The 26,470-nt window shown below is 69.6% G+C and carries 25 protein-coding genes and 1 riboswitch; of the genes, 10 read left to right on the forward strand and 15 right to left on the reverse strand.

Going from position 1 to position 26,470, the window contains the following annotated elements; all coding sequences use genetic code 11:
• Nucleotides 1-56 precede the first annotated feature (56 nt).
• The gene (locus tag OHA68_RS01090; protein ID WP_327105916.1) at nt 57-2,201 is read left to right on the forward strand and encodes a hypothetical protein; all 2,145 of its coding nucleotides are present in this window, start codon (nt 57-59) and stop codon (nt 2,199-2,201) included.
• 81 nt (nt 2,202-2,282) lie between these two features.
• Here the strand turns inward: OHA68_RS01090 and OHA68_RS01095 are convergent, their stop codons facing one another.
• Both OHA68_RS01095 and OHA68_RS01100 read right to left on the reverse strand, forming a co-directional pair.
• Nucleotides 2,283-2,885 (reverse strand): response regulator transcription factor, encoded by a 603-nt coding sequence (locus OHA68_RS01095; RefSeq protein ID WP_327105917.1) that lies wholly within the window; start codon nt 2,883-2,885, stop codon nt 2,283-2,285.
• On the reverse strand, nt 2,882-4,114 hold the full coding sequence (locus OHA68_RS01100; RefSeq protein WP_327105918.1) for a sensor histidine kinase: 1,233 nt from the start codon (nt 4,112-4,114) through the stop codon (nt 2,882-2,884). Before OHA68_RS01100 ends, OHA68_RS01095 begins: the two co-directional genes overlap by 4 nt.
• A 155-nt stretch (nt 4,115-4,269) precedes the next feature.
• On the opposite strand from OHA68_RS01100, the gene OHA68_RS01105 reads away from it, so the two are divergent.
• Nucleotides 4,270-4,827, forward strand: a complete 558-nt coding sequence (locus OHA68_RS01105) for a hypothetical protein (protein WP_327105919.1) — start codon at nt 4,270-4,272, stop codon at nt 4,825-4,827.
• A 96-nt stretch (nt 4,828-4,923) separates the two neighbouring features.
• Nucleotides 4,924-5,970, forward strand: a complete 1,047-nt coding sequence (locus OHA68_RS01110) for a CPBP family intramembrane glutamic endopeptidase (protein WP_327105920.1) — start codon at nt 4,924-4,926, stop codon at nt 5,968-5,970.
• Here the strand turns inward: OHA68_RS01110 and OHA68_RS01115 are convergent.
• Both OHA68_RS01115 and OHA68_RS01120 read right to left on the reverse strand, forming a co-directional pair.
• A complete protein-coding gene (locus OHA68_RS01115) occupies nt 5,927-6,259 on the reverse strand; it encodes a GNAT family N-acetyltransferase (RefSeq protein ID WP_327105921.1) in 333 nt (110 codons plus the stop codon). The genes OHA68_RS01110 and OHA68_RS01115 overlap by 44 nt on opposite strands.
• A gap of 84 nt (nt 6,260-6,343) precedes the next feature.
• On the reverse strand, nt 6,344-6,814 hold the full coding sequence (locus OHA68_RS01120; protein ID WP_327105922.1) for a MarR family winged helix-turn-helix transcriptional regulator: 471 nt from the start codon (nt 6,812-6,814) through the stop codon (nt 6,344-6,346).
• 98 nt (nt 6,815-6,912) lie between these two features.
• Here OHA68_RS01120 and OHA68_RS01125 point away from each other — a divergent pair, with 98 nt between their 5' ends.
• From OHA68_RS01125 to OHA68_RS01135, 3 genes are read left to right on the forward strand one after another with little or no spacing between them, the layout of a single operon-like run.
• Complete coding sequence (locus OHA68_RS01125) at nt 6,913-7,983, forward strand: LLM class flavin-dependent oxidoreductase (protein WP_327105923.1); 1,071 nt, start codon at nt 6,913-6,915, stop codon at nt 7,981-7,983.
• Nucleotides 7,980-8,657, forward strand: coding sequence for an NADPH-dependent F420 reductase (locus tag OHA68_RS01130; RefSeq protein WP_327105924.1), 678 nt, complete (start codon nt 7,980-7,982; stop codon nt 8,655-8,657). Before OHA68_RS01125 ends, OHA68_RS01130 begins: the two co-directional genes overlap by 4 nt.
• Complete coding sequence (locus tag OHA68_RS01135) at nt 8,654-9,637, forward strand: pirin family protein (RefSeq protein WP_327105925.1); 984 nt, start codon at nt 8,654-8,656, stop codon at nt 9,635-9,637. Before OHA68_RS01130 ends, OHA68_RS01135 begins: the two co-directional genes overlap by 4 nt.
• Nucleotides 9,638-9,829: 192 nt before the next feature.
• Here OHA68_RS01135 and OHA68_RS01140 read toward each other — a convergent pair whose 3' ends face one another.
• The 4 genes from OHA68_RS01140 to OHA68_RS01155 are packed head-to-tail and all read right to left on the reverse strand — an operon-like array spanning nt 9,830 to nt 14,191.
• Nucleotides 9,830-10,645: a carbohydrate ABC transporter permease gene (locus OHA68_RS01140; protein WP_327105926.1), complete on the reverse strand. Its 816-nt coding sequence runs from the start codon at nt 10,643-10,645 to the stop codon at nt 9,830-9,832.
• A gap of 2 nt (nt 10,646-10,647) precedes the next feature.
• A complete protein-coding gene (locus tag OHA68_RS01145; RefSeq protein WP_327105927.1) occupies nt 10,648-11,589 on the reverse strand; it encodes a carbohydrate ABC transporter permease in 942 nt (313 codons plus the stop codon).
• The gene (locus OHA68_RS01150) at nt 11,579-12,898 is read right to left on the reverse strand and encodes an ABC transporter substrate-binding protein (protein WP_327105928.1); all 1,320 of its coding nucleotides are present in this window, start codon (nt 12,896-12,898) and stop codon (nt 11,579-11,581) included. Before OHA68_RS01150 ends, OHA68_RS01145 begins: the two co-directional genes overlap by 11 nt.
• Before the next feature lie 54 nt (nt 12,899-12,952).
• A complete protein-coding gene (locus tag OHA68_RS01155; protein WP_327105929.1) occupies nt 12,953-14,191 on the reverse strand; it encodes an ROK family transcriptional regulator in 1,239 nt (412 codons plus the stop codon).
• Between the two features lie 90 nt (nt 14,192-14,281).
• Here OHA68_RS01155 and OHA68_RS01160 point away from each other — a divergent pair, with 90 nt between their 5' ends.
• Genes OHA68_RS01160 through OHA68_RS01170 form a run of 3 tightly spaced genes read left to right on the forward strand, consistent with a single transcriptional unit; the run spans nt 14,282 to nt 18,260 of the window.
• Nucleotides 14,282-16,393, forward strand: coding sequence for an alpha-N-acetylglucosaminidase (locus OHA68_RS01160; RefSeq protein WP_327105930.1), 2,112 nt, complete (start codon nt 14,282-14,284; stop codon nt 16,391-16,393).
• Complete coding sequence (locus OHA68_RS01165) at nt 16,390-17,289, forward strand: N-acetylmuramic acid 6-phosphate etherase (protein WP_327105931.1); 900 nt, start codon at nt 16,390-16,392, stop codon at nt 17,287-17,289. The genes OHA68_RS01160 and OHA68_RS01165 overlap by 4 nt, the downstream gene beginning before the upstream one ends.
• The gene (locus tag OHA68_RS01170; RefSeq protein ID WP_327105932.1) at nt 17,286-18,260 is read left to right on the forward strand and encodes an N-acetylglucosamine kinase; all 975 of its coding nucleotides are present in this window, start codon (nt 17,286-17,288) and stop codon (nt 18,258-18,260) included. Before OHA68_RS01165 ends, OHA68_RS01170 begins: the two co-directional genes overlap by 4 nt.
• Before the next feature lie 450 nt (nt 18,261-18,710).
• Here OHA68_RS01170 and OHA68_RS01175 read toward each other — a convergent pair whose 3' ends face one another.
• The 6 genes from OHA68_RS01175 to OHA68_RS01200 form a co-directional block, all read right to left on the reverse strand.
• Complete coding sequence (locus OHA68_RS01175; protein WP_327105933.1) at nt 18,711-19,580, reverse strand: hypothetical protein; 870 nt, start codon at nt 19,578-19,580, stop codon at nt 18,711-18,713.
• 214 nt (nt 19,581-19,794) lie between these two features.
• Complete coding sequence (locus tag OHA68_RS01180; protein ID WP_327105934.1) at nt 19,795-20,355, reverse strand: C40 family peptidase; 561 nt, start codon at nt 20,353-20,355, stop codon at nt 19,795-19,797.
• Between the two features lie 3 nt (nt 20,356-20,358).
• Nucleotides 20,359-20,496: riboswitch (cyclic di-AMP (ydaO/yuaA leader) on the reverse strand.
• A gap of 117 nt (nt 20,497-20,613) precedes the next feature.
• A complete protein-coding gene (locus OHA68_RS01185) occupies nt 20,614-21,102 on the reverse strand; it encodes a S26 family signal peptidase (protein WP_327105935.1) in 489 nt (162 codons plus the stop codon).
• Nucleotides 21,099-22,904 carry an ABC transporter ATP-binding protein gene (locus OHA68_RS01190; RefSeq protein ID WP_327105936.1) on the reverse strand — a complete coding sequence of 602 codons (1,806 nt, stop codon included), beginning with the start codon at nt 22,902-22,904 and terminating at the stop codon, nt 21,099-21,101. The genes OHA68_RS01185 and OHA68_RS01190 overlap by 4 nt, the downstream gene beginning before the upstream one ends.
• Before the next feature lie 140 nt (nt 22,905-23,044).
• Nucleotides 23,045-23,623, reverse strand: a complete 579-nt coding sequence (locus tag OHA68_RS01195; RefSeq protein ID WP_327105937.1) for a TlpA family protein disulfide reductase — start codon at nt 23,621-23,623, stop codon at nt 23,045-23,047.
• A 51-nt stretch (nt 23,624-23,674) separates the two neighbouring features.
• Nucleotides 23,675-24,208, reverse strand: a complete 534-nt coding sequence (locus tag OHA68_RS01200; protein ID WP_327105938.1) for a MauE/DoxX family redox-associated membrane protein — start codon at nt 24,206-24,208, stop codon at nt 23,675-23,677.
• Between the two features lie 553 nt (nt 24,209-24,761).
• Between OHA68_RS01200 and OHA68_RS01205 the strand changes: the two genes are divergently transcribed.
• Nucleotides 24,762-25,631, forward strand: a complete 870-nt coding sequence (locus tag OHA68_RS01205; RefSeq protein ID WP_327105939.1) for a spermidine synthase — start codon at nt 24,762-24,764, stop codon at nt 25,629-25,631.
• 1 nt (nt 25,632) lies between these two features.
• Here OHA68_RS01205 and OHA68_RS01210 read toward each other — a convergent pair whose 3' ends face one another.
• The gene (locus OHA68_RS01210; protein WP_327105940.1) at nt 25,633-26,382 is read right to left on the reverse strand and encodes an SDR family NAD(P)-dependent oxidoreductase; all 750 of its coding nucleotides are present in this window, start codon (nt 26,380-26,382) and stop codon (nt 25,633-25,635) included.
• Between the last annotated feature and the right edge of the window lie 88 nt (nt 26,383-26,470).

A 26,470-nucleotide genomic window follows, 5' to 3' on the forward strand; every position in this document is an offset into this window, starting at 1 on the left:
ACCATTTCCGCCGAGTAGGAAGCGAACCGACGAAACGCCCTGTCACCGTTTGGCACGTGACCTCACTGGAGCCGGTGACCTCGATGGAACACGTCGAACGGCTGCGCCGGTACGGCGTGCCGTTCCGGAGTTATCTGGACGCCGGGCGGCATCTGGTGCGGCTCGCGCTGCCCGGTGTGCTGGTGCATGTGCCGCTCGCCGCGTTGTCCGTGCTGGCGCTGACGGTGGCGGCCGGCGGCTCGGCGGCGGTGGTGAATCAGCGGTTCCAGCTGATCGGCACGTCCGATGCCCCGATTCTGATCTGGACGGTCGTGCTGGCGGCGGTCGCGCTCGCCGGGGAGATCGTGGTGTTCCCCGCGACCGTGATCATCGCTGCGGGTCACCTGGTCGACCGGCACGTGGCGCCCGTCGAGGCGCTGCGGGCGACGGTGCGACGACTCCCGTCCCTGCTCGTCCTGCTCCTGGTGGGCGCGCTGGCGTTCGGGGCGGCCGCGGCCGCGGGGGCCGGCGTGCTGATGGCGACTGATCAGCGGTGGCCGGCCAATGCGGTGCTGGTGGTGGCCGCGTACGCGGCGATGCCGGGCCTGCTGGCCGTGCCCGGCATCCTGCTGCACGGCTGCTCGGGGCTGGGTTCGATCCGCCGCGCCTATCGCCTGACCCGGCTGAGTTTCCTGCCGGCCGCGTTGACGCTCGCCTTTGGGGTCGTGCTTGTCCCCGGGGCTGCGGCATGGGCTCTCGAGTCAGGACTTGGCCTGCTCCCCGGCCCGCTCGCGACCCTCGGATGGGGCCTTGTCGCAACCGTGCTGGCGCTGGCCATAACGCCCTTCCAGGCCGCCGTGGTCGCACGCCAGTTCCTCCACCGCATGGCCTGGCGCACCGAGGTCGACGACTCGGATTTGGCGCACGGCCTGCCCGACGGCCCGCCGCCGCGCCCGGTCAGGCCCAGCCTGCTGCCGGCGGCGCTGCTGCCCGGACTGCTGTTCAGCGGAGTCGTACTGGTCAATCCGTTCGGCTGGCTGGAGGTCGCCGAAACCAACGTGACCGAGTCGTGGCAGCCGACGGAGCGCTCCGACTCCTCTGACAACGACCCTGAGTTGCGCCCCTTCGACCTACGGGACGTGCACCCCGGCCGCGGCACGGGCCTGACCATGGTCATCGACGGCTTCGAGGACTATGCCAGCCTGCTGGCCTGTCCCGACATCTCCTGCCGGAAAACGACTTTCACGTGGGCGGAGCCACCCAACGTCAACACCGACGCGGCTCCCGGCGCGGTCAGCGCACTCCTGCCCGACGGACGACTCCTGCTGACCACCTGGTCACATCAGGCACTCAGACTGCTGACGTGTGAGGCGGACAAGTGTGTGCCCGCCCCCGGCAGCCGGAACATCGCGAGGGCGTACTACCCGTCGGGATACACCGGGGTGGCGCTGGCCGTACGGAAGGGCGGCGGCCTGGTCGTCGCCTTCGCCGACAAGGAGCGGGTGAACGGTGACGACAGTCCGACCAAGGACATCGTCTCCGTCATCTTCTGCGCGGAGGTGAGCTGTTCGCGTCCGGAGACGAGGCACGTTGCCCGCCTGGATGCGAGCGCGTACCTGCCCGATGTGCACAACCTGGCCGTTGCGATGGCGCCCGGCGACCGTCCCGTCGTTGCCCGGTTCAACACCACCAGCGGCCAGATCGACGTCATCTCCTGCGCTGACGCGGCCTGCCTGCGGCCCCGCGTGACCCGACCCGTGCCTGCCTACCCGCCCGGCGTCAACGACCGGCTGGGCCGCGAGACCGGCCTGGCCCTGGCGGTACGGGGGGACGGCCGCCCGATGATCGCCTATCGCGACATGAACGACCGCGCGACCAAGCTACTCGACTGCCGCACGCCCGACTGCGCCCAGGCCGACGTGATCACATTGGACGCCGGAGGCCCGTACCGCTCGACCCCGGCGCTGGTCCTGGACCGGGCGGCACGGCCGCTGGTCGCGTACCAGAACCAGGACGGGACCCGGCTCATGCTCGCCACCTGTATCGGACGTCGGTGCGTGAGCACCGCGGTGGCCAGGATGCGGGGCGCCGGCGAGGGCTTGGCCATGACCATGAACGGTCAGGGCAAACCGACGATCGCTTGGATCGACGACGGCGGCTCGCTGTTCCGCGGTGAATGGGCCCTGATGCTCACCACCCCGCTGAGCCTCAGCGCGGACTAGGGACGGTCTGGTGCGCCGCTCACCGACTCAGCGCCGAGCTCGCCGGACTCGGCGCGCTCGTGGGGTGAGCCGCGGGGCCGATCAGATCCAGCCGCGCTCTTCCGCGAGAAGTACGGCCTGCTGGCGGGTGTCGACGGCGAGCTTGCCCAGCACAGTGGAGATGTGGTTGCGGACGGTGCCGGGGGCGAGGGAGAGGGTGCGGGCGATCTGTCCGGTGGTCTGGCCGTGCCGGGCGGCGCGCAGGACGTCGAGCTCGCGGTCGGTCAGTGGTGAGCGTTCGTCGCTCAGCGCGTCGGCGGCGATCTCGGGGTCGACGTACCGACCGCCGGCGGCGACGCGGCGGATGACGGCCGCGACCTCGTCGGCGGAGCGGGACTTGGGCAGGAACCCGGCGGCTCCGGAGGCCAGTGCTCGGCGCAGGACGCCGGGCCGGGCGTGGCGGGTGACGATCACGCACCGGGTGGCCAGGGTGCGGTTGAGCTTCTCGGTGACCTGGACGCCGTCCAGGTGCGGCATCTCGAGGTCGAGCAGGCAGACGTCGGGCTTGAGGCGTTCGGCGGTGGTGACCGCTTCGGCGCCGTCGGCGCACTCGGCGACGACGTCGATGTCCGGTTCGAGGCGCAACAGCGCGGCCAGTGCGGAGCGGATCATGCCCTCGTCGTCGGCGAGCAGCACGCGGATCATCCGGCAACCTCTCCTTCGGCGGGGACTTCTTCGGCGGGGACCGTGACGACCACGGTGAAGGTCTCGTCCTCGCGCCGTGCTTCGAGGTCTCCGCCCGTCTCAGCCGCGCGTCGCGCGAGTCCTTCCAGGCCGGAACCGCCGCCCGTGCTCTCCGGTGCGCTGCCGGCGACGTCGTTGGAGATCTCGTAGCGCCACGACCGGTCCGCGCGGGTGAGGGACAGGCGGACCCACCGGCCGCCGCCGTGGCGCAGCACGTTCGTCGTGGTCTCCCGGATGACGGGCCCGAGGGCGGACGCCGGCGCCAGCGACGCGTCCGGATCGACGACGGCTTCGGCTTTCGTGCCCGCGGCGCGCAGCAGGTCGACGGCGTTGGCGAGCTCATCGCTCAGCGGGACGACGCGGAACCGGGTGGCCAGGTCGCGGGTGCCCTGCCGTGCGTCGTCGACGCTGGCGCGCGCGGCGCGTAGCTGGTCCATCCCCGCTTCGGGGTCGCGGGGCATGAGTCGTTCGGCGAGCTCGAGCTGGAGGGCGATGACCTGGAGGTGGTGCCCCTGCAGGTCGTGGACGTCGGTCGCCAGCCGTAGCCGCTCCTGGGTCGCGGCGAGCTTCGCCTCCGAGGCCCGGGCCCGGTCGAGGGTGACGAGCACGTCCCACCACCACAGCGAGGAGACCGTCATGGGCGGAAGGGTCACGGACAGGGTGATCAGCTGGAACCAGGTCGGGTCGGCGCTCAGTCCGAGGGTGAGGCGGACGTCGATCACTGCCAGCGCGACGAGCAGGGCGGTCGCCGCCAGCACCACGCGAAGGCGTACCCCCTGCGGCCAGTTCAGCAGCGTGAGCACCTGGATCACGGGCAGGACGCCCACCACCCAGACGCCGGTGACGAGCCCGGCCGTGAGACCGTAGGCCGCCGCGATCAGGAGCGGCGCGAGGTGGCGCCGCCAGTTCACCAGCGGCATGTCAACCGTCCGATGCCGGTAGTCGAGCATCGGGCGCAGCGTCGCGAGCCACCACAGCAGCCCGCCGACGCCGACGGCAGCGACCGTGAGGTTGCCGTACCCGCCCTCGACGAGGGCGGTCACCAGGAGCAGGACGACGATCGGCTCGAAGAGCACGACCGCCAGTGCGACATACCACCAGGTCGCGCTGATGCTCCGGGTGAGCCGTAGCGCGGTGCGGGCTTCCGCTGCCGCCGATACAGCGGCAGCGGCCCCGGGCGGGCTGCTCATTCGCCCAGGCTACCGGCATGACATATGTCATGGATGCGGCGTGCGAAGGTCCCGGAAGGCGGTGACAGCGAGGCACTTCTGAGCTGCGTTCCCGAGCGGTGGACTGGAGTCAGGACGGGGGGACACCCCGGCGCCCACACCGACAGGAGCACGACATGAGCCTCATCGACGCCTTCCAGGACCTCGTCGGGCTGGTGCCGGACGTCGTCCAGCCGCTCATCGTCGCGGCCGCGGGCGCCATCCCCTTCATCGAGGGCGAGGGCAGCGTCGTGATCGGCATCATCGGCGGCATCCCGCCGGTCGTCGCCGCGATCGCCGCGATGGCCGGCAACTTCCTCATCGTGGCCGTGCTCGTGCTGCTCAGCTCCGGTGTGCGCGACGCCGTCGTGACCCGCCGCCGCGAAAAGGTCCTGGCACGCGACGGCATGCCGGTCGGCAGCGACTCCGCCCTGGCCGCGGCGCCGGCCGAACGCTCCGGCGGCTCTCGCCGGGCCGCGCGCCGCGCGAAGTTCCAGCACGCCTACGAGCGCTACGGCGTACCGGGCGTCAGCCTGCTCGGACCCCTGCTGCTGCCCACGCACTTCACGGCCACCATGCTCGCCGCCTCCGGCGTCGGCAAGACCCGCATCCTGATCTGGCAGGCACTCGCGATCATCGCCTGGACCACGCTCACCGCGCTGATCGCGAGTGGCGTCATGAACGCCGTCGGCTGAGAACCCCGCTCTGTTCGGCGCCGTATCGCTCGATCCAGCAGATGTTCCCGCCCCGCGCACACCCTGTCGACGCACGCCTTCTCGAGGAGAAACCCCATGCCCCACCTGTCCGAGACCTCGTCCGCCGGCGGCTCGGGGGGTCAGCCCTTATCGGTCCCTGAAGGCGCGCCGTATCACCTGGTGCTCGCGGGGCAGAAGCGCCGCATCGGCCGCGGCATCCTCGCGATAGTGCTGCTGAACGCCGGCCTGGTGGGCTTCGGCGCCGCCTTCGCCCAGCTCGGGGGGCAGATCGACCTCCTGCTCGGGCGGGACAGCGTCGTGACGGGCGGTACGGAGTTCACACCGGTCACGATGGCCACCACCTATGGCTCCACCGCGCTGCTGATCCCCTGGAGCATGCTCCTCCAGCGCTGGTTGTACGGCGTCAAGGGCGGTTCGCTCCACTCCGTCGTCGGGGCGTTCCGACCCGCGGTCCTCGGCCGCGCGATCCTCTTCCTTGCCCCGATCTGGGCGATCTACATGGCGGTTCTCGCCGCCCTGGAACCATCCCCGGCAGGGAGCTGGGCGGTCGCCGACCTGCTGTTCATGTTCGCGGTCACGATCGTCATCGTTCCACTGCAGAGCGCGGGCGAGGAGTACGGCTACCGGGGGCTGATCTTCCGGGTCGCCGGGAGCTGGGGCCGCGGACCGCGATCCGCTCTCACCCTGGGCGTCGTCGTCTCCGCCGTCCTGTTCGCCACGATCCACCTGTCCACCGATGTCTGGCTGAACCTCCAGTACCTGGCTGTCGGCGTAGCGTTCGCGCTCATCACGTGGCGCACCGGCGGCATCGAGACCGCAGTCGTCCTGCACGCCGCCAACAACGTCTTCGGGCTCCTGCTGGCGCTGGCGCTGCACGCTGACCTCGGCGCCTCGGCGGACCGCTCGTCCGGTGTCGGCTCCGTCGTCCACCTGACCCCCGTCGTTCTGCTGGCGGTCATCACCGCGGCGGTCTGGTATCGCACCCGCCGCGACGGGCCGGCAGTCACCCCCATGCGCGCGTCGAGCCAGGACGCCATACCCACCGCCCACACAAGCGACGCTGGAGCCCATGCACGGTTCAGCGCAGAGCGCGGAGGTGCTCCCGGCCCACGGGGTCGGTGAAGTCGTCGAAGTCGTGGTGCGTGGAGAGCCACTTCTTGACGTAGGGGCAGACCGCCACGATGCGATATCCGGCTTGGGCGCTGGTGCTCAGTGCGGTGCGAGTGAGCGTGCCGGCGAGACCGCGGCCTTCGAATTCATCGAAGATCACCGTGTGGTAGAAGATGCGCTGCATCTCTCCGAAGTCCTTGTACATGGAGAACCCGGCGTGGGTGTCCTCGACGAGGACGTCGAAGCGGCCCTCGTCGGGGTTGTCGCGGATGGTCACTTCTTGCTGGTTCTGATCGTTCATTGCTGTGATCCTCTCGTTGGGGGAAGTGCCGTATATGGGTTCACACCGTGGTGGTCGTGGAGTTCCCTTCTCGTGATGTACGCGCTACGGCTCGGGGTCGAGATGTCGGCGTAGCGCCTCAGTGAACTCGTCGACCTGTGCCAGTTGTTCCGGGGAGAGCGCGTCAACGAAGAGCTCGCGCACGTCACGCAGGTGCGGCACCGAGCCGCGCCGGAACGACTCCGCTCCGAAGTCGGTCAGCCGCACGTCGATGCCGTGGACGTCGTCGGGGCACGGGGCTCGGCGTACGAGCCCGCGCTTCTCCATCCGCCCCAGGTGGTGTGACAGGCGGCTGCGTTGCCAGCCGATCAGTTGGGCCAGCTCGGAGGAACGCAACGTTCTCCGATCCGCCTCGCTCAGTGCGAGCAGCACTCGGTAGTCAGCGGAGGACAAGGCCGACTCGCTCTGGAGCCGTCCCTCCAGGAGGGTGCGCAAGGTTTCGGCGGTCTCGATGTAGTTGCGCCAGATGCGCAGCTCCTCACGCGTGGGCATCGTGCGGCGCTTCTTCTGAGCCATGACACCTCCGGGAATTGACACGTCAACTCTGTACGTTACAGGATTGACACGTCAATCCCCCATCACGGTGAGACCCGGATCACCCAAGGAGCGAACCCATGACCGACAGCACCGCCGTCCAGTTCGGTGTCGACAGCTTCGGCGACCTACCTCGCGACGATCAGGGAAAGGTCGTCTCCCATGGCCAGGCGATCCGCGCTGTCGTGGAAGAGGCGGTGCTCGCCGACCAGGTCGGCGTGGATGCCATCGCTCTCGGTGAACACCACCGCCCCGAGTACTCGATCTCCACTCCCGAGACGGTGCTGGCCGGCATCGCCACCAGGACCGAGCGCATCCGCCTCGCCTCGGGTGTGACAGTCCTGTCCTCCGACGACCCGGTGCGCGTCTTCCAGCGTTTCGCCACGGTCGACGCGCTCTCGAACGGGCGCGCCGAGGTGATCCTGGGCCGCGGGTCGTTCACCGAGTCGTTCCCGCTGTTCGGGTATGACCTGGCTGACTACGAGATCCTCTTCGAGGAGAAGATCGACCTGTTCCACAAGCTGCTGGACGAGGGACCGGTCACGTGGGAGGGCACCACGCGCGCCGCGCTCAAGGACGCCGACGTGTTCCCCAAGACGGAGTCCGGGCGGCTGACGACCTGGGTCGGTGTGGGCGGGTCGCCCCAGTCCGTCATCCGTACCGCGCGGTACGGGTTCCGGCTCATGCTCGCGATCATCGGCGGCGCACCCGACCGGTTCGCCCCGTACGTCGAGCTGTACCGGCGCGCCACGGAACAGCTGGAGACCACCGCCCACCCGGTCGGGATGCACTCGCCCGGCTTCGTCGCCCAGACCGACGAGGAGGCCAAGCGACTGTTCTGGCCCGGCTACAAGGAGATACGCGACCGCATCGGCGCCCTGCGCGGCTGGCCCTCTCTGCGACGTGCGGAGTTCGAGGCCGACGTCGAGCACGGCTCCCTCTACGTCGGTTCGCCCGAGACCGTCGCGTGCAGGATGGCCCGTGCCATCCGCACGCTCGACGTCGGGCGCTTCGACCTGATCTACTCCGCCGCCGGCTCCGTCTCGGCCGGCGACCGTCTGCGCGCCGTCGAGCTGTACGGCACCAAGGTGATCCCGATGGTGCGCGAGCTGCTCGCCGAGGAGCCCAGCACGCCGGCGGTGGCCCGATGACGGCGAGCACGGCCGTACGCACCATCGGCGTCCTCGGGGCCGGCAAGGTAGGCACGGTCCTGGCCCGCCTCGCTCTCGCCGCCGGGTATCGCGTACTCGTCGCGGGGTCGGGGGACCCCGCGAAGATCGCCCTCACCATCGACGTCCTGACGCCCGGCGCCACCGCCGTCTGGGCCGTCGAAGCCGTACGGGACGCCGACGTCGTGATTCTCGCCCTCCCGCTCAGCAAGTATCGCGCGCTCCCGACCGACGAGCTGCGCCACAAGCTCGTCATCGACACCATGAACCACTGGTGGGAGGTCGACGGGCCCCGCGAGCGGTTCGTCGCGCCCGGCGTCTCCTCCAGCGAGGAGGTGCGGCATTTCCTCGACGGTGCACGCGTCGTCAAGGCCTTCAACCACATGGGGTACCACGACCTGGAGGACGAGGGCCGGCCCGCCGGGGCGCCGGGCCGCAAGGCGATCGCGGTCGCCGGTGACAGCGAGGCAGCCGTCACCGAGGTCGCGGCGCTCGTCGACGACCTGGGCTTCGACCCCGTGCCCATCGGACCTCTCGCCGAGGGTGTCCGACTCGAGCCGGGCACCCCCGCCTTCGGCGCCAACGTCCAGGCCGCCGAGCTCCGACTTCTGACCCAGGCAGCCGTACCCGACACGATCGTGGAGTGGTCCAAATGAGCAATCCGGAAGCGGCCTCGGACGTGATGCGGTCCAGGACACAGGTCGCAAGCACCACCGGGGTCGAGGTGCTCGCGGCCCGTGACGTGCCCCTGGGCGGACCCCGGGCCTTGCGGGTGCGGCGCACGATTCCCCAGCGGGCTCGGACCCTGATCGGCGCCTGGTGCTTCGCCGACCACTACGGACCGGTCGAGGTGCCGGCGGCCGGCATGGACCTGCCGCCGCATCCGCACACGGGGCTGCAGACGGTGAGCTGGCTCTTCAGCGGCACCATCGAGCACCGCGACAGCCTCGGCACCCACTCGCTCATCCGTCCAGGAGAGCTCAATCTCATGACCGGCGGCCACGGCATCGCCCACTCCGAGGTCTCCACTGCGGACACCACGGTCCTCCACGGCGTCCAGTTGTGGGTGGCCCTGCCCGACGCGGACCGGGAAGCCGGGCGTGACTTCCAGCACCACGTGCCGGAGCCCGTGCGGATCGACGGGGCCGAGCTGCGGGTCTTCCTCGGCTCAGTGGCAGGCGAGACCTCGCCGGTGCGGACGTTCACACCCCTGCTGGGTGCGCAGCTCGACCTCGAGCCGCACGCCACGGTCACGCTGTCCGTCGACCCCGGATTCGAACACGGCCTGCTCGTCGATGCCGGTGACGTACGCCTGGACGGTACCGCGGTCCCCGCGGGGGAGCTCGGCTACGTGACGCCGGGCATCGACATCCTGACGGTGACGAACCGCTCGGACGGCCCGGCACGCACCATCCTGCTCGGTGGCCCGCCGTTCGAGGAGGAGATCGTCATGTGGTGGAACTTCGTCGTCCGCGACCACGAGGAGATCCTGCGAGCCCGCCAGGACTGGGAGGCCGCTTCGGACCGCTTCGGAAGCGTCGAGGGCTACCACGGGCGCCGCCTTCCCGCGCCGCCGGTGCCGGACGTGATCATCAAGCCACGGCGCAACCCGCCGGGCCGCACCGATCGGGCATGAGGAGCATCGCACCAAGTCGTGTCGCGACGGCCTGCGTGGGGCGCGGGTCGTCCTGTCCTCCGGTTCGGACAGGTCCAGTGACGTCAACCCGAGTAGAACCCGCCGCCACCCCGAACCGACCGGCGGCGGGCGGCACGGCGCTGCGGAACATCAGCGAATCGAGTGTTCGAGCTCCCGGTCCGCCGGGAGGGGTCAGCCCTTGATGGCGCCCTGGGTGATGCCGCTGACGAAGCTGCGCTGGAAGACGAGGTACACCACGACGATCGGTGCGACGACGATCAGGCAGGCCGCCGCCAGCAGGGGGATGTCCGTCGTGTATTGGCCGACGAAGAGCCCTAGGCCGCCCGGTGCCGTACGCCGTTCCGGATCCTGCATCATGACCAGTACCAGCATGAACTGGTTCCACGACCACATGAAGTACAGGACCGACAACGTGGTGAGGGCCGGCCACGAGATCGGCAGCAGCACCCGCAGCAGCACCACCATGTCCCTGGCGCCGTCGATGCGCGCGGCCTCGACGAGCTCGCCGGGGATGTTCGAGAAGTGCGTCTGCATCCAGTAGACGCCGAACGGCATGAACAGCGCCGCCTCGGCCAGGATGATGCCGGTGTAGGAGTTGGTGAGACCGACCTCGCGCAGGTTGAAGTACAGCGCCACCACGATGACCTCGATCGGCAGCGTGAGACCCATCACGAACGCGAACGACAGCGTCTTGTTGCCCCACACCTTGAGGATCTGCAGCCCGAACCCGGCCAGCGTGGCCAGCACCACCGACAGTGGCACCACGAAGGCCGCGATCAGCACGCTGGAGCGCATCAGCGCGGTGAAGTTGCCCTGCTGCCAGGCCAGCGCGAAGCTCTCCCACGACCATCGGTCCGGAATGCTCAGCCCGTCGAGCTGCGCGCCCGGAGGGTGCAGGGCTGCCAGGATGATGCCGACGAACGGCACCAGGATCATGACCGTCAGCAGGACGAGCACTCCGTACCTGAGACCGACTCCGCCACGCATGCTCAATCCCTGTCCCTGGTGAAGTATCGGATGCCGCCGACCACGGCCATCACGATGACGGTCAGCACGACGGCGAGCGCGCTGGCGCCGCCGATGTCGCCCTCGTTGAAGGCCAGTCGGTAAACCAGCAGCCCTGGCACGTTGGTCTGCCCGGCGGGGCCGCCGTTGGTAGTGACGAAGACGAGGTCGAAGCTCGCCAGCGCGGCGATCGTGGTGATGACGCCGGCGACCGTGATCTCCTTGCGCACCCCGGGCAGCGTGACGTGCAGGAACTGCCGGAAGGTGTTCGCGCCGTCGAGCTTGGCCGCCTCGTACAGGGACGGGTCGATCTTCTGCGCGCCGGTCAGGAAGAGCATCATGCACAGGCCGCTCATCGACCAGGTGCCGATGAGGCCGAGCGCGGTGAGTGCGAGCTGGTAGTCGCCCAGCCAGGCCCGGCCGAACGACCCCAGTCCCACCACGTCGAGGATCTGGTTGATGACACCGGTGTCGCTGTAGAGCCAGCGCCAGGTGATGCCGACGGCGACCAACGGCAGCACCTGCGGCAGGAAGAAGACGACGCGGAAGAACGTCATCCCCTTGCGCACCTTGCCCATCAGCAGGGCCGTCATGAGCAGGCCGGCGGCGATGGGGATGAACGAGAAGAAGACGATCAGGACGAGGCTGTGCAGGATCGCCTCGAACAGCGCCGAGTCCCGGAAGATCTTGATGTAGTTCTCGATGCCCACGAAGGTGGCGGGCAGGATGCCGTCCCAGGACAGCAGGGACAGACGCACCGTGTTGATCGCCGGCCAGATGGCGAAGCCCAGGTAGACGGCGAGTGCGGGCAGCACGTAGAGCCAGCCGCGCAGTCGTCGCTTCGGGGGGTGGAGGACCCGCGGTTCCCCGCCGCGCACCGGAGTGGCGCGCGGCGGGGCGGCGGGTGAGCTCAGCTCACCTGCCATGGTGTCCGTCCCACGACTCCTGAAGGGACTTCAGGAAGGCGTCGGTCGTCATCTTGCCGCCGATCAGGGCCTGGATGCCCGGGGTCAGCTTGTCGATCATGCCGGGGGAGGCGTAGTCGGGGAAGGGGACGATCCCATTCGCCTGCGCCACCGGGGCGAAGACGGTCGCGATCTCGCCGCGCAGGCCCTCGCCGCCGACCTCGGCCTTGGTGTCGACGGGCATGAAGCCTCCGTCGAACTCGATCTTCGCTGCCTCCGGCGAGCTCAGGTAGTCGAGGAACGCCGCGGCGACGTTCGGGTGCTTCGACTTGGCCGAGATGGCGTACGCGACGCTCGCGCCCGAGGCCACCTTCGCGGGCTCACCTGACGGGGTGGGCATCAGGAAGAAGCCGACGTCCTTGCCCAGGTCCTTCTCCAGGGCGGTGGCGCCCCAGTTGCCGGTCACCAGGAAGGCGCTCCGGCCCTTGGCGAAGTTCGCCAGCGCGTCGGGGTCGGCCGTGGCGCTCGCGCCCTCAGGGAAGTAGCCCTTCTTCGCCCAGTTCGTCAGCGTCTCGGTGGCCTTGCGCGCGGCGTCGGTCTCGATGGTGGAGCCCGGCTTGCCGTACACCCAGCCGCGGTAGTCGGCCATGTCACCGGTGACGTTCAGCAGTGCGTTCCACAGGTGGAAGCCGCCGACCTGGAGCGCGCCCAGGCTCAGCGGGTTGCCGCCGGAGTCCTTGACCTTCTGCAACGCGGCCTCGAACTCGGGCAGTGACTTCGGCGCCTCCTTGACCATCGTCTTGTTGTAGTAGACGCCGACCACGGACAGGCCCCCGGGCACGGCGTACAGGCCGCCGGTCCCGAACTGCTTGGCCGTCTTGTCGGAGCTGAGGATCTCCAGGGTGGACGGCGGGAACTTGCCCGTCCAGCCGTACGCCTTGGCCCACGGGTTCAGGTCGAGGATCAGGCCCGCAGGGACCAGCGTGTTCATCGCGCCCGGGTTGTACTGCGCGATGTCCGGCGCCGCATCGCCTGACATCGCCAGTTTGATGGACTTGATGTAGTCGTTGAACGGCGTCATCTGGGGCTTGATGGTGACGTTCGGGTGCTTCTTCTTGAAGCCGTCGATGAGCAGCTGGGTGGGCGGATCGTTGCTGTAGGCCAGGGTGAGCGTCACCGGGTCGCTGGGGATGGTCGTCGACACGTCGGCCTGCTTGACCGGCGCCGGGGCGCTAGTGCCGCCGGTGCCGGCACAGGCCGTCAGCGCGAGTGCCGCCGTGACGCCGAGCGCCACGAGGGCGTGCCGCCGGGGCGGTGTCGTCATATGCATGACATTCCTCCTGTATCTGGTGGTGACGTCATGCTGCGGCAACCTCGGCGGCCTTCATGACGACAAGGGGGTTCTCACCAGGCCGAACCTGGTGCGCTCGATCTCATCCAGCGAGTGGAGCAGCGCTCCGTGGACGACGGCGTCCTGCTGGAGCGCGGAGACCTCCAGAACCGGCTGATCCAGAGGTTCGCCGGCCAGATGCCGCCGCAGCGCCGCGAGCAGCGGCTCACCGCATCGGGCCATCGGCCCGCCGATGACGACGAGCCGGGGATTGAGGATCGCTCTGATCACCGAGATGCCCTTGGCGAAGCGGCGGGCGACCACGTCGATCGCCTCGACGGCGGCCGGCGTGCCGTCGGCGAACGCGGCCAGCACCGCCTCGAACGCGCGCTCGCCCGCCGCCTCGATCCGGGACAGGAACTCGCCGTCACCGGCTCGCCCGGCCGCAGCCGTGGCCTGGCGAACGATTTCCTCGCCGCCTACCCGGTCCTCGAAGGGGCCGAGGCCGTGCGGGTGCCGGGACCTCGGCGACCCGCCGTCCTCGAACAGGTCGAGGAAGCCGATGTCGCCCGCGTCGTTGGAGGCGCCGCGGTAGAGCTCACCGTTGAGCACGATCCCGGCGCCGACGCGCTCGCCCCAGTGCAGCATGACCAGGGAGTCCTCGCGCCGTTCCACGTCGGGCCTGCGTTCGCCCTGCGTGGCCAGCTTGACGTCGTTGTCCAGGTAGATCGGGCAGCCGAGCGGTTCCTTGAGCCGGTTGAGCAGGACGTCGCCGGTCAAGCCCGGCATGCTCGGGATGAGCTTGATGACGCCGCAGGCCGGGTCGACTATGCCGGGGGTACCGATGGAGGCGAACCACAGGCTCGTGCGGCCGGCCGCCGCGAGCGTGCGCTCGATCGTGGACAGGAGGGTCCGCACCACCTCGTCGGCGCTCGGGTGGGCGCCGAACTGCACCGCGTCGGACGCGACGACCGTGCCGCACAGATCGGCCACCGCCACCCGCAGGTCCTGCGGGCTGATCGAGACGCCCAGCACGTGGCCGGCCTCCGCGCGGAACCTGACGAGCTGCGCCGGTCGGCCGGCCCGGGTCGAGTCACGATCCAGGGAGCCGAACTCGATCAGGCCCTCTTCGGCCAGTGCGTTCAGCGCGCGGGTGACGGCCTGCCGCGACAGCCCGACCGCCTTGGCCAGCGCCGACACGCTCATGCTGGGTTCGGCCCGCAGCCGGGTCAGGACCGCGGCCGCGTTGACCTCCCGCATGAACTGGGTGCCCGCGGCGACCAGCGGTTCCATGGACTGTCTCCTCACCTTTGTGGTGCGGCGCACGCTAGCATAATAATTATGTATGGTACGGAACTAATCCGTCGAGAGGCGTGAACTGCGATGTTGTCCGGCGAAGAGACGGCATGGGCGGACGTCGTACGCGGACTGGCCCGCCGCGTTCTCGGACCCCTGGCGGAGCCGGTCCGGTTCGCCGCGCGCGAGAGCGCAGGACGCGGCTACGCGTACGAGGCGAAGGGTGGCGTGCTCACCGTGAGCGCGACGGACGGGGTGAGCGCCTCCGTCGCACTGCACCACTACCTGCGCGAGCGCTGCGGCCTGTCCGTGGGCTGGGACACAGTCCTGCCCCTGCCGCTGACGTCGCTGCCCGACGCCCCGCTCCGTGAGGGCACGCCGCGGGTGCGTGAGGGCTACTACTTCAACTTCTGCACCTTCAGCTACACCACGCCCTACTGGGACTGGACCGAATGGGAACGCGAGATCGACTGGATGGCCCTGCATGGCATCACCATGCCGCTGGCCGTCATCGGTCACGAGGCCGCGCTGCACGCCGCCTACTCCGTGCTCGGCCTCGACGACGACCAGATCAGGAGCTTCCTGGGCGGGCCCGGCTATCTGCCGTTCCAGTTCATGGGCTGCATGGACGACTTCGCGGGCCCGCTCCCCACGTCCTGGATCGAGGGCCACCGTGAGCTCGGCGCGCGCATCCTCGACCGCGAGCGTGCCTTCGGCATGACGCCCGTGCTGCCGGCCTTCACCGGGCACGTCCCGCGTGAGATCGCCGCGGCGGCCCGCGCGGGCCGCCGCACCTGGCAGGGTTTCGAAACCTGGTCGCTGGACCCGTCCGACCCGTTGTACGAGCGCATCGGCGCCGAGATCACCCGCGCCCAGATCAAGCTGTTCGGCACCGACCACCGCTACGCCGCCGACCCGTTCATCGAGATGATCCCCATCGACGCCGACCCGGCCTTCCCCGGAGCGGTGGCGGCGGCGACACTGGCCGGTCTGCGGGCCGCCGACCCGGAGGCGGTCTGGCTCATGCAGGCTTGGCCGTTCTCCTATCAGCGCGACTTCTGGACCGAGGACCGCGTCAACGCCTTCCTCGACGCGATCCCGAACGACCAGATGATCGTGGCCGATCTGTGGGCGGAGCACGACCCGCTGTGGGAGCGGTTCGACGCGTTCTCCGGCAAGCCGTGGCTCTGGTGCTCGCTGCTCAACTTCGGCGGCCGCACCGACCCGGTCGCCCACCTGCCCGGCGTGCCGGCCCGCATCGACGCGGCCCTGACCGCGCAGAGCCCGCCCACCGGGATCGGCCTGTCCATGGAGGCCACCCGCAACAACCCCGTCTTCTTCGAGCTGGTGACCGACCAGATCTGGAACGCGGTGCCCGACCTAGGTGCCTGGCTCGACGCATTCGTGACCCAGCGCTACGGCGGCCGGTTCACCGAAGAACTGCGGGCCGCCTGGCAGGGGCTGCTGGCCACCGTCTACACCGCCGACGGTCTGCGGATCGCCCCCGACCAGTTCAAGGGCGTCCTGACCGCGGAGCCCTCCTACACGCGCACGCCGACCGGTCCCCTCTGGTACGACCCGGCCGAGCTGGCGCGGGCCTGGGAACGGATGATCGAGGTGGCCGAGCGGGAGCCCGGGCTGGTGGCCGGTCCGCTCGGGCACGACCTCGCCGAGACGTCCATCGCGTACATGGCCAGGGTCGCCGACCACCACTACCTCGACGTCGTGGAGTCGGCCGGCGACCCGGCGAGCGTCGCCCGGTTCCTGCGCCTCTTCGAGGACCTGGACCGGACGCTGGCCTGCCGCCCCGAGTACACCTTCCACGCCTGGGAGGCCAGGGCCGTGTCGTGGGCCGCCGGGCCCGCGGACGCCGAGATCCTGCGCGACAACGCCCGCCGCATCATCACCGTGTGGGGCACCTCCGACAGCCCGCTGCTCGACGACTACGCGGGACGGCACTGGGCGGGGCTCCTCGGCGGCTACTACCGCGACCGCTGGAAGTTGTGGGCGGAAGGGCTGAACGGCCCAGAAGGCGAGCCCGAGCTGCGCGAACGGCTGCGTGAGCGCGCCGAGCTGTTCCTGCGGGAGGGCGCGGCCCCCGTCGATCCCGGGGCCGTTCCCGGTGATCTGGCCGTGGAGTCGCGCCGCCTGCACACCGCGTACGCGGACGCATTCGAACCCGGACAAGGAGCACGATGACCCAGGTACCACCGACCGAGCGCCGCAACCCCCGCACCGGCGACATCGACGCCCAGGACTCCACCGGCGTCCTGGCGCTGCTGCTGGACGAGGACGCCCGGGCCGTCGAGGCGGCGCGCGCGGCGACCGGCCGGCTGGCCGAGGCGGTGGACGAGACGCACGCGCGGCTGGCACGCGGCGGGCGGGTGCACTACTTCGGCGCGGGCGCCTCGGGGCGGCTCGCCGTGCTGGACGCCACCGAGATCACGCCGACGTTCGGCGCGCCGCCGGAGCTGTTCACCGCGCACTTCGCGGGCGGCCCGCAAGCGCTCACCGACTCCTCCATCGACCGCGAGGACGCCGGCGCGCTCGGCACCGCCGACGCCGGCGGGGTCGGCGCGGCCGACGTGGCGGTCGGCGTCACCGCGTCCGGCTCGACCGCGTACGTGATCGGGGCGCTGCGCGGGGCGCGGGCCGCGGGCGCGCTGACGGTGCTCGTCACCTGCAACCCGGACGCCGCCGCGCGCGACCTGGCCGACATCGTCGTCGTGGCCGACACCGGCCCCGAGGCGCTGACCGGCTCCACCCGGCTCAAGGCGGGGACGGCGACCAAAGTCATCCTGAACGCGTTCTCGACGGCGCTCATGATCAAGGCGGGGCGGACGTACGGGAACCTCATGGTCGGGCTGGTGGCCACCAACACCAAGCTGGCCGAGCGGGCGGTGAGTCTCCTCATGGAGGCCTCGGGGACGGACGAGGCGACCTGCCGCGCCGCGCTGGCCGACGCGTCGGGGCGCATTCCCGAGGCACTGGTGCGGCTGCTCACCGGCTGCCCGGCGGAGCGGGCGCGGGCGGCGCTGGTGCAGTACTCGGGAGTGCGGGCCGCGGTGGCCGCGCTCGGCGGGCAGGCCCGATGAGCCTGCCTGCTCATGCGGGGGTGGACGTCGGCGGCGGCGGGATCAGGGTCAAGATCGAGGGCGACGAGGTCAGCGCGTACGTGGAGGACACCGCCCCCGTGCCCCGCCACCGGGGCCGGGTGGACCTGCACCGGCTCGCCGCCCGCATCGCCACCACTATCGAGGGCGCGGGCGTGGAGCGACTGGCCGGGATGGTGATCGGCGTGACCGGGCTGCCCGGCCTGGTCAGCGAGCCGGGCACGCTGTGGCAGACGCTGGGCGACCGGTTCGGCCTGGGCGCGCTCGTCGTCGCGGGCGACATGGTGACCACGCACGTCGGCGCGCTCGGGTTCCGGCCCGGAGTCGTCGTGGCGGCGGGCACGGGCGTCATCACGCTCGGCACCGACCTCGACGGCGTGTGGAACCAGGCCGACGGGTGGGGGCACCTGCTCGGCGACCACGGCGGCGGCGCATGGATCGGCGCGCAGGGCCTGCAGGCCGCCCTGCGGGCACACGACGGCCGCATAGGCGGCTCGCCCGCCCTGCTCGAACGCATGACCGCCCGCTTCGGCCATCCCCTGGACCTGGTGGGGCTCGTCTACCAGTCGACCTCGCCGGCCCACCACCTGGCGTCGTTCGCGCCGTCCGTCGCCGAGGCGGTCCGCGAGGGAGACCGGGTGGCCGGCCGGATCTGGGCCGAGGCCGGGCGGCAGCTCGCCCAGACCGCCGTGGCCGCCGCCACCGGGCTCGAGCCGGTGTTCTCCTGGGGTGGGCGCCTGTTCGACGCTGCGGACCTGATCATGGACCCGTTCCAGAGCACCGTGCGGGACCTGCTGCCGGACGCCTGCTTCATCCCGCCGCTGGGCACCTCGGCCGACGGCGCGCTCGCCCTGGCCAAGGCCGCGGCGGACGTCCGGCCCCGCAACCCCTACCTGTACGTCTTCACCCGGACAGACGCGCCAAGAGCGCAACCGCTTCACGGAACTCTCTGATCAGGTCGTAGACGACGTACGGCGGTCATGGGTCGTACCCGGCCACTCTGCGCCTGCCGATGATTTCATCGCATGCTCAACCCGACGGGCATGTTCTTCAACGGCGACATCGAGTACGGCCGGACCGCTCAGCCGGGCTCCGGCCGTCGAAGGTGCTGAAGTCGAGAGCTCCCCAATGCTGTCGGTCGCCTGACCCTGCCTCTCCGTGATGGGTCACGCACATGGTCCTGCGCAGGCGGAGGACCAGGTGTTCGAAGAGAGGGGTTTCGGGGTTCCCGTAGCACTGGGGAGCGGACGTACGAGATCGCGGCCGGAACTCGCGGGGATCGGCAAGCGCGACCAGCACACTCTTGCTGCGTCGGACTCAGGCCGGAACCGCGGGCCGCGACGTCATCGGGTGATCTTCCGGCCGGTCGAAGGCGCCGCCCTCACCCGGCAGATCACCGGTTGCTAGCTCTTGCTCCAGATCGACGCGATCACGCCGTCCTCGGCGCTCAGGATCTGCGGCCGATACCCCAGCGTCTTGAGCTGGGCGGACTTGAGCGTGTAGGTGACCTTGGACAGGCTCAGGTACTCCTTCAGGCCGGTCGCGCTGCCCTTGCTCCACACGGTGGTGTACAGCTTGCCGGGCTCGACGGCCATGAGGACCGGACGCAGACCCTGCTTGGTCTTCGCCAGCAGCTCCTGGCCGCGCTCCTGCACGGTCTGGCCGAGGGTCACCTGCACAACTCCGGTGGCGCCGCCGACCACCCAGACGGCCGCGTACAGGGGCCTCTCCACCGTGCCGTACACGTCCAGCGACGCGATGCTGTAGCCGGCGGCGGTGAACTCGGCGTTGACCTTCGCGAAGGTTTCCTTGGACATGCTCAGCTGGGACTTGGCCAGCTGCGTGGTCTTCTCGAAGACCGCCCCGAAGACCGCGCCCGGGCCCGAGCCGGTGCCGCTGATCAGCTTGGGCTGGTAGCCGGCCGCCAGCTGCTCCTTGATGCGCTTGGGCAGGTCCGTGGCCGACAGGCCCTGCAGGACGTTGACCTTGCGGGTGGCGTCCTTGGTCCACAGGGACGTGTACTGCGGGCTGGCCGCGTTGGTCACGTTCAGCGCCGTGGGGACATAGCCCTTGCTCAGCAGGTCTTTGCCGCGCTGAAGCAGCTTGGTCCCGCTGAGCGCGTCGAGCGAGAGCCACTCCAGCGGCAGGTTCTGGACGGTCTGGGTTGGCTTGGCGGACTGCTCGGCCATCGCCGGGGATGCGAGGGCCAGCAGGGGTGCGGTGGCGGTCGCCACCGCCGCGGTAAGGGCGGCAACCCTCTTCGCGTTCCTCATGTTCCTCCTCAGGTAAAAGTCATCCCAATTAGGGACAAGTGGGGACCATAACAGAGGATGAGTAGATAGCGACCCATTGTTACCGCGATCGTGACAAGGCCGTGTCAAAGCTCCCGACAGTCGAGGCTTACTCATGTCTTGTGCTGTAAGGGCGCTTACGCTGGGGCGGGCTCCGAAACCGTGCAGGGCGGTCTGGTGCGGGCCTCCGCCGTGGTCACGGGGTGGTGGTGAGCGTCGGGGGCGCGGGGGTCTTGCGCTGCTCGATGGACAGCCGCACGCCCTTGGGGTCCGGCCGTACGGCGCCTACGAACGACTCCCGGCGCCAGCCGGAGAGCCGTTCCTCCTTGACCACGTCTCCGGTGTGCGGTGAGTGCACCATGTATCCGGGCCTCGAGATCATCCCCACATGCCCGAGGCCGTGGAAGAAGACCAGGTCACCTCGCTGGAGGTCGTCCCAGGAGATCTTCCGGGAGAACGCGCCGTACTGTTCCGCCGCGGTGCGCGGCAACGTGATCCCGGCGCGCTTGTACGCCTTGAGCATGAGCCCGGAGCAGTCGTAGCCGCTGTCGCTGGTCCCGCCCCAGACGTACGGGATGCCGCGTTTCTTCATGGCGAAGCGGAGGGCGATCTTCCAGGCGGGCGTGGGCTTGAGCTTCTGCTCGACGTGCTCGATCTCGTGACCGGAAAGGGGGGTCGGGTCGGGAGAGGCGTGGGCCGGAGCGGCCAGAGTGAGCCCGGCGATAGCCGACGCCAGGCAGATGGCGATGCGAGCCACTGCTGTGTCCTTCCATGCGGCCTACCGGGTTAGCTGACGGGCTCGGGCCTGGAAGTGGCCCTACGGCGATGCCGATTCGCCCCGGGAAGAAGTTGGGTCCCCGGCTCCACGCAACATGAGTGGATTAGGCGGGACGAACACTAACAAAACGGTCAAAGAGTTGTAAACTATCTAAAACCTCGCCGTCCCATGGGTAGGTCGCCGTCGGTGGTTCAGGTCGGCAGGGGTACGGGCCAGAAGACGTACAACCGGCACGAATCACGAGGTCGGCGAGTCGGGCCCCGGGAAGGTGGCTCCTGCCAGTTTTCTGAGGGCGATGCCGAGGATTCGGTCGGCGGGGTAGGGGCCGTTGAGGCGGGAGTCGTTGCTCGCGTTGTTGTCGCCGAGGACGATCAGCGTGCCGTCGGGGACGGTCCGCAGGGTGCCGGCCGCCTCCTGCGCCGGTGGGGGGATCGGGTCGCCGGGGAGTGCCGCGACGCGTTTGACCTGCCATCGCGTTCGCGTCGGCAGGGAGGCGAGGACCTTGACCTCGTGGGAGACGGGTACGCGCGGTGGTTCCAGGACCACGATGTCACCGATCTTCAACGCGGTGCTGCCGCACCGGCGGACGAGGAGCTTCTCGCCGGGTTGGAGGGTGGGTGTCATGCTGGTCCCGGACACGGTGACGACCACGATGCGCCGCCGTACGAGGACGGTCGCCACCAGGATCACCGCGGTCATCGCCAGCGAGGAGGCCAGGGCGATCATGGGATCGGCCGGGGCTCGTGGCCGGTGTCGTAGCCCGATGCCTGCATGCGGAAGAGCCGGGCGTAGGTGCCGTCGTGCGCCATCAGTTCGCCGTGGGTGCCTTGTTCGGTGATGCGGCCGTCGTCGAGGACGGCGATGCGGTCGGCCATCCGCACCCCGTTGAGCCGGTGGGAGATGATCACGCCGGTGGTGCCGTGGCGGTGTTCGACCAGCCGCTGATGGATGGTGTGTTCGGCGTCGGCGTCCAGGCCGGAGCTGGGTTCGTCCAGGATGAGCAGGTCGCGGCGGCCGCGCATCAGACCACGGGCCAGGGCGATCCGCTGCCACTGGCCGCCGGACAACGTCATTCCCGTGGTGGAGCCGTCGGAGTCGGAGCTCATGAAGAACATCCGGCTCAACAGGGTGTCGTAGCCGTGGGGCAGGGCGGCGATGGTGGCGTCCACTTCGGCGGACGCCGCGGCGGCGCGGATCCTGTCCAGGTCATGCAGGGCGGGCAGGTCGCCGATGCCGATGTTGTCCGCGGCCGTGAAGTCGTAGTTCATGTGGTCCTGGAAGACGGTGCCGATGCGTTCGCGCAGGCCGGCGACGGGGATGTGGCGGATGTCGACGCCGTCCCAGCTGATCGAGCCCCGGGTGGGCTCGTACAGCCGGCACAGGAGTTTGACCAGGGTGCTCTTCCCGGCGCCGTTCACGCCGACCAGGGCCAGCAGCGAGCCGGCCGGGATCCGCAGGTCGACCCCGCGCAGCACCCAGGGTTTGTCCGGGTCGTAACGGAACCACACGTCGCGCAGTTCGATCGCGCCGTGCAGCGGCGGCGCGGGCACCGGGTGGGCCGGTGTGGTCAGGTCCGGCTCGGCGTTGAGGATGGCCAGGTAGTGGCCGAACTGCAGCAGCGCCTGATGCCCGCCGGCCAGTTGGGTGACCAGCCCGGACAGCCCGGTCTGCACCCCGGCGACGGCCGCTATGAAAACGATCACATCGCCGGGGGTCAGGAGACCGGCGCGTGCCTGCAGGATGCCCCAGACCAGGCCGGCGCCGGAGACGGCGGCGGTCAGCGCGGCCAGCGCGAACTGGGTGTGGAACACCCGCCGGTCCAGCCGTCGCTGTGCGGCGTTGACCTGGCGCAGCTCGCCCATCATCCGCGAGCGGATGAAGTCCGCCAGACCGAACAGCCGGATCTCCTTGGCGGCGGTACGGTCGGTCATCAGCTGCGAGTAGAACACCTGCCGCCGCTCGTGCGGGCTGATGGTCCACAACATCCGGCCCCGCCTGGTGCTCAAGCTCAGCTCAGCGGCGACCACCGGGATGGCCGAGGCCAGCACCACCGCGGCCATGACGGGACTGACCGCCAGCAGCGAGCCGGTGAACCCGAGCATGGTGACCGCGGTGCGCACCCCGCCCAGTGCGGCGTCCAGGATCGTCTGGGGTGACATCTCACCGGCTTGCTGAGCCAGCCGGATCCGGTCATGAAAGACCGGGTCCTCGAACCTGGACAGCCCGGCCAGGCGGGACAACGCCGCGTACAGCCGGTCTCGGCTGTGCAGCCGGATGGAGCGGCTCATCTCGGCGTCGACGTAGTGGAAAAGGTGCGGTAGCGCCGCCGCGATCAGCCCGAGCCCGGCCAGGAGCACGCTCTGCCCGATCAGCCAGCCGATGGACCGCTGCTGCCCCAGCAGCTCATCCAGTATCCGCTTGGTCAGCCACACGACCGCGACCGGCGTGGCGCCCATGACCAGTGCCCCGGCCAGCTGTGCGGCAAGCAGCGCGGGTCTGGCCTGCCAGGCCACCCCCAGCGCGGTCACCCACCGTTCCCGCCAGCTCGATTCGCCCGCCGCATGCTGAGCCCCCGCATGCTGAGCCCCCGCATGCTGAGCCCCCGCGCGCTCAGCCGCCGCGTGCTCAGCCGCCGCGTCATCACCCGTGGCCTGATCAGCCGCGCGCATCACACCGGGACGGCCTGCTGCGACCGCGCCAGAGTGGCGACGCCGCCGGCGCCGGCCTGGACCGTGCCGTCCTGCCCGAGCAGGACGAACGAGGGCCAGCCCCGCACGCTGAACGCGGTCATCAGCGGACCCTCCACCGGCTCGACCACCACGCGGGCCATCGGTGAGACGGCCTCGATGATGTCCGCGGCATCGTCGGCCGATCCGGAGATCACCACCAGGTTCTGCTCCCGCCCGCCCGGCACGGTGCCGGCGTGTTCGACGAAACGGGGAAGCTCTTCATGACAGGCCGGGCATCCGGTGGAGAAGAACCCGACCAGCAGCGGACCTTCCACACCACTCACACCGGCCGGATCACGCAACGTGATGTCGGCGCCGTCCAGCGTGGTCGCGGTGAAATCGGCGATCCGCGTTCCCGGCTCGGGGACCAGCCTGCGCTCCGCGAGGCTGTCCATGCCCGCGCGCGCCCATTTCTCGTCATACTCCCGCAACCGCCGCAACACAGCCAGCATCAGCAACAAGTTGAGCCCGCCCAGCACACCGACCACGACAACCGCCGCGATCAACACCGCGTCCATCGACACCCTCCTTCGGAAGACCACGTTTCTGAGAGGTTCGGCGAACCGCCTTCAACGGGGAAGGACCACCGCCACAAGATCGTCATAAGAGATGACCAGAGCGGCCAGGACCACCGCCACGAACCCGGACACCAGCAGAGCTGCCGGGTTCCACCCGGCAGCTCCCAGGGCTGTGGTCGGCGAGGCCCCCGCAACACCCGCCGCCGCGATCGACAACAAGATCGCGTTACGCACCAGGTGCCGCCTGCCCAGCGACTGCGCCGACGCGCCGAAACACCGGCAACTCGCCGACGTGCCCTGCCGCAGAACCGAGCTGATCGCCATCGTGAAGACGATCAACAGCGCCGCCCCGACTCCCAGACCCGCGAGCGCGGTGACATCGACCGCCAGCAGCGCCGCTGTGGCCAGCTCACACATGATCACCGCCGCGGCGACAGCAGACCTCCAGCGCGGTTTCACGCCGAACGCCCCCAACGACGCCCGGAATTCAGCTCGATCACGCCGCCCCCGCACTTTACTCACCGCCGCGGCGAAGAAAACCACCGCAAGTAACACACGGCAACCGAAGCCAATATAAGCAATCAATATTCGACTCCTTCCCGGTGAGGGCGAAAGCTGGGTGGATCCTTTCGAAGCCTGTCCTCCATTGATCGCCAGGTGCCGGACCGAGCAGGATTTTAAGGATCAAGCCTGCTGGAGCCTAAGGACAACAACCCGAGACGACCAAGTCGCAGTTGCTGTAGAGGATGTACAGCGCGCGAGGATATACGTTGCCCCCTATTCGACATGGCTGGACGCGGCAACTTCTCTCGTATTCACACCCTCCCGCGCTGGCGACCGCCTTGGGCGCGAGGAACGCGAGGAGCCTGTCGCCCGTTGACGCTAAAGCAGCTCTCATGTCTTTGTCACCTCTCTGTGATCGTTCTCGGACGCTCTACCTCATGAGTATTGATGCGAAGGCCGCGAATTCAAAGGACACAAGGAGGGCATTTGCCGGACATTCCGGCTCAACTCCGAGACGCAGGGACGGGATGTCCGACGCTCGAAGTGTCCGGTAAATGTCCTGCCGCCGGCCTGGATCCGTTACTCATGTCGGCCAATACTCAGGCGTAGTGCCTCCCTCGCTGAGATGGTGACCATGACTGTCTATGAACCACCTGAAGGTGCGGTGAGCGTGTCGACCGATTTCGGCGCGGTAGACCTGACGCCGGATCCCGATCGCCCCGGATTCTGGGTGCTGTTGTTCGACTATTTTCCGCAGTCCTATGTGGACCTTGCCGACCCACGTCACCTGAGATTCAAATATGTACAGTGGCTCGCGTCGATCGCCGACCGTGTCGCGGACCCTGGTGCGCCGATCAGGGCGCTGCACCTGGGTGGCGGAGGTCTCACGCTCCCCCGGTACGTGGCCGCCACCCGGCCGGGGTCGGCTCAGCTGGTCGTCGATCGGGACGCCGCGCTGATGGAGGCGGTCAGGAGAGCGTTGCCGTTGCCGGCTGATGCCGCGATAGAGACGTGCATCGCGGACGCGCGGGACGCGATGCGGTCTTCGCGGCCGCGAGCCTACGATCTCATCGTCACGGATGTGCTGACCCGGACCGGGGTGCCCGCGCGGCTTACGAGTCTGGAGTTCGCCACCGAGGCGGCAAGGGCATTGAAGCAGGGTGGGCAGTACGCGCTGAACATCGTGGATTCACTGCCCTTCGATTTCGCGCGTCGCCAGGTTGCGACGTTGCGTGCAGCGTTCGGCGATGTGTGCCTGTTCGGTGAGCCGGATGTGCTGCGCGGCGACCGGATCGGAAATCTCTTGCTCGTGGGAGCGAACGGCAGCCTGCCGACGCGGGCGCTGGCCGAGTGGGCGGAGCGTGCGCCCGCTCCCGTGCGACTGCTCAGTGGTGGCGCGTTGGGGCGCTTCGCCGGTGACGCCCGGTCGGTGGCCGACGCGGACGCGGTCGACTCGCCGCCGGCGGCACCTCTTCAGAAGTCACCGGCGTTCCGCACCTCCTAGGTCAAGCGTTGTAACCGCCGTGGGCGTCCAGCACCGCTCCCGTGATGTACGACGCGGCCGGGCTCGCCAGGAAGGCGATGGCCACCGCCATCTCGTCGGGGTGGCCCATGCGCTGCAGGGACAGCGAGCCGACCAGGGCCTTGAGCGTCTCGGGGTCCGGTGGCTCCATCCCGTTCTCCATCAGCCCGGCCTCCACCACGTTGGCCGTGATGTTCCGGGGCCCGAGGTCTCGCGCGACGCCCATGGTGTACCTCTCGATCCCCGCCTTGGTCGCCGCGTAGTCGGCAAGCCCGGGGAGGCCGACCCGGGAGCCCAGCCCAGAACTCACCGTGATGACGCGGCCACCCTCGCGCAGCACCCGGGAGGCGGCCCGGATGATGGCGATCACCCCGAGGTAGTTGGTGGCGTGCATCCGATCCAGCGCGGCCGTGTCGGCATCCGGGTCGTCCACCGTGCCGTTGACTGAGATCGCCGCGTTGTTGACGAGGATGTCCAGGCCGCCGAAGTACGCGACCACGTCGTCGATCAGTGCCGGCGCCCGGCTCATGTCCGCCTGGTCGGACTTGAAGGCGACCGCCTTTCCCCCCTTGCCGCGCACCTCGTCCACGACGGCCTGCGCCTGCTCGTCAGAGCTGACGTAGGTGAACCCGACGTCGGCGCCCTGCTCGGCCAGCAGTCGTACGGTCGCGGCTCCCAGCCCTCGGGACCCACCGGTGACCAGGGCGACCTTGCCCATGAGCGGTCCGTTCATTCTTCTCACCTCGTTGATCGATGCGTTGTCGTAACATTAATAGTTACAACGAGCTGATCGCAACATTTGTTGTTACGACAGCGCCCGT

Source organism: Nonomuraea glycinis, assembly GCF_035920485.1.
GTDB classification, from domain to species: Bacteria; Actinomycetota; Actinomycetes; order Streptosporangiales; family Streptosporangiaceae; genus Nonomuraea; species Nonomuraea glycinis.

What these genes read in the sequence shown, in the direction of transcription:
- OHA68_RS01140 (WP_327105926.1), bottom strand. Translation starts at nt 10,645, where the DNA reads ATGCGTGGCGGAGTCGGTCTCAGGTACGGAGTGCTCGTCCTGCTGACG.
- OHA68_RS01165 (WP_327105931.1), top strand. Translation starts at nt 16,390, where the DNA reads ATGACCCAGGTACCACCGACCGAGCGCCGCAACCCCCGCACCGGCGAC.
- OHA68_RS01175 (WP_327105933.1), bottom strand. Translation starts at nt 19,580, where the DNA reads ATGAGGAACGCGAAGAGGGTTGCCGCCCTTACCGCGGCGGTGGCGACC.
- OHA68_RS01120 (WP_327105922.1), bottom strand. Translation starts at nt 6,814, where the DNA reads ATGGCTCAGAAGAAGCGCCGCACGATGCCCACGCGTGAGGAGCTGCGC.
- OHA68_RS01170 (WP_327105932.1), top strand. Translation starts at nt 17,286, where the DNA reads ATGAGCCTGCCTGCTCATGCGGGGGTGGACGTCGGCGGCGGCGGGATC.
- OHA68_RS01185 (WP_327105935.1), bottom strand. Translation starts at nt 21,102, where the DNA reads ATGATCGCCCTGGCCTCCTCGCTGGCGATGACCGCGGTGATCCTGGTG.
- OHA68_RS01095 (WP_327105917.1), bottom strand. Translation starts at nt 2,885, where the DNA reads ATGATCCGCGTGCTGCTCGCCGACGACGAGGGCATGATCCGCTCCGCA.
- OHA68_RS01130 (WP_327105924.1), top strand. Translation starts at nt 7,980, where the DNA reads ATGACGGCGAGCACGGCCGTACGCACCATCGGCGTCCTCGGGGCCGGC.
- OHA68_RS01145 (WP_327105927.1), bottom strand. Translation starts at nt 11,589, where the DNA reads ATGGCAGGTGAGCTGAGCTCACCCGCCGCCCCGCCGCGCGCCACTCCG.
- OHA68_RS01155 (WP_327105929.1), bottom strand. Translation starts at nt 14,191, where the DNA reads ATGGAACCGCTGGTCGCCGCGGGCACCCAGTTCATGCGGGAGGTCAAC.
- OHA68_RS01160 (WP_327105930.1), top strand. Translation starts at nt 14,282, where the DNA reads ATGTTGTCCGGCGAAGAGACGGCATGGGCGGACGTCGTACGCGGACTG.
- OHA68_RS01100 (WP_327105918.1), bottom strand. Translation starts at nt 4,114, where the DNA reads ATGAGCAGCCCGCCCGGGGCCGCTGCCGCTGTATCGGCGGCAGCGGAA.
- OHA68_RS01115 (WP_327105921.1), bottom strand. Translation starts at nt 6,259, where the DNA reads ATGAACGATCAGAACCAGCAAGAAGTGACCATCCGCGACAACCCCGAC.
- OHA68_RS01135 (WP_327105925.1), top strand. Translation starts at nt 8,654, where the DNA reads ATGAGCAATCCGGAAGCGGCCTCGGACGTGATGCGGTCCAGGACACAG.
- OHA68_RS01150 (WP_327105928.1), bottom strand. Translation starts at nt 12,898, where the DNA reads ATGCATATGACGACACCGCCCCGGCGGCACGCCCTCGTGGCGCTCGGC.
- OHA68_RS01210 (WP_327105940.1), bottom strand. Translation starts at nt 26,382, where the DNA reads ATGAACGGACCGCTCATGGGCAAGGTCGCCCTGGTCACCGGTGGGTCC.
- OHA68_RS01110 (WP_327105920.1), top strand. Translation starts at nt 4,924, where the DNA reads ATGCCCCACCTGTCCGAGACCTCGTCCGCCGGCGGCTCGGGGGGTCAG.
- OHA68_RS01105 (WP_327105919.1), top strand. Translation starts at nt 4,270, where the DNA reads ATGAGCCTCATCGACGCCTTCCAGGACCTCGTCGGGCTGGTGCCGGAC.
- OHA68_RS01205 (WP_327105939.1), top strand. Translation starts at nt 24,762, where the DNA reads ATGACTGTCTATGAACCACCTGAAGGTGCGGTGAGCGTGTCGACCGAT.
- OHA68_RS01125 (WP_327105923.1), top strand. Translation starts at nt 6,913, where the DNA reads ATGACCGACAGCACCGCCGTCCAGTTCGGTGTCGACAGCTTCGGCGAC.
- OHA68_RS01195 (WP_327105937.1), bottom strand. Translation starts at nt 23,623, where the DNA reads ATGGACGCGGTGTTGATCGCGGCGGTTGTCGTGGTCGGTGTGCTGGGC.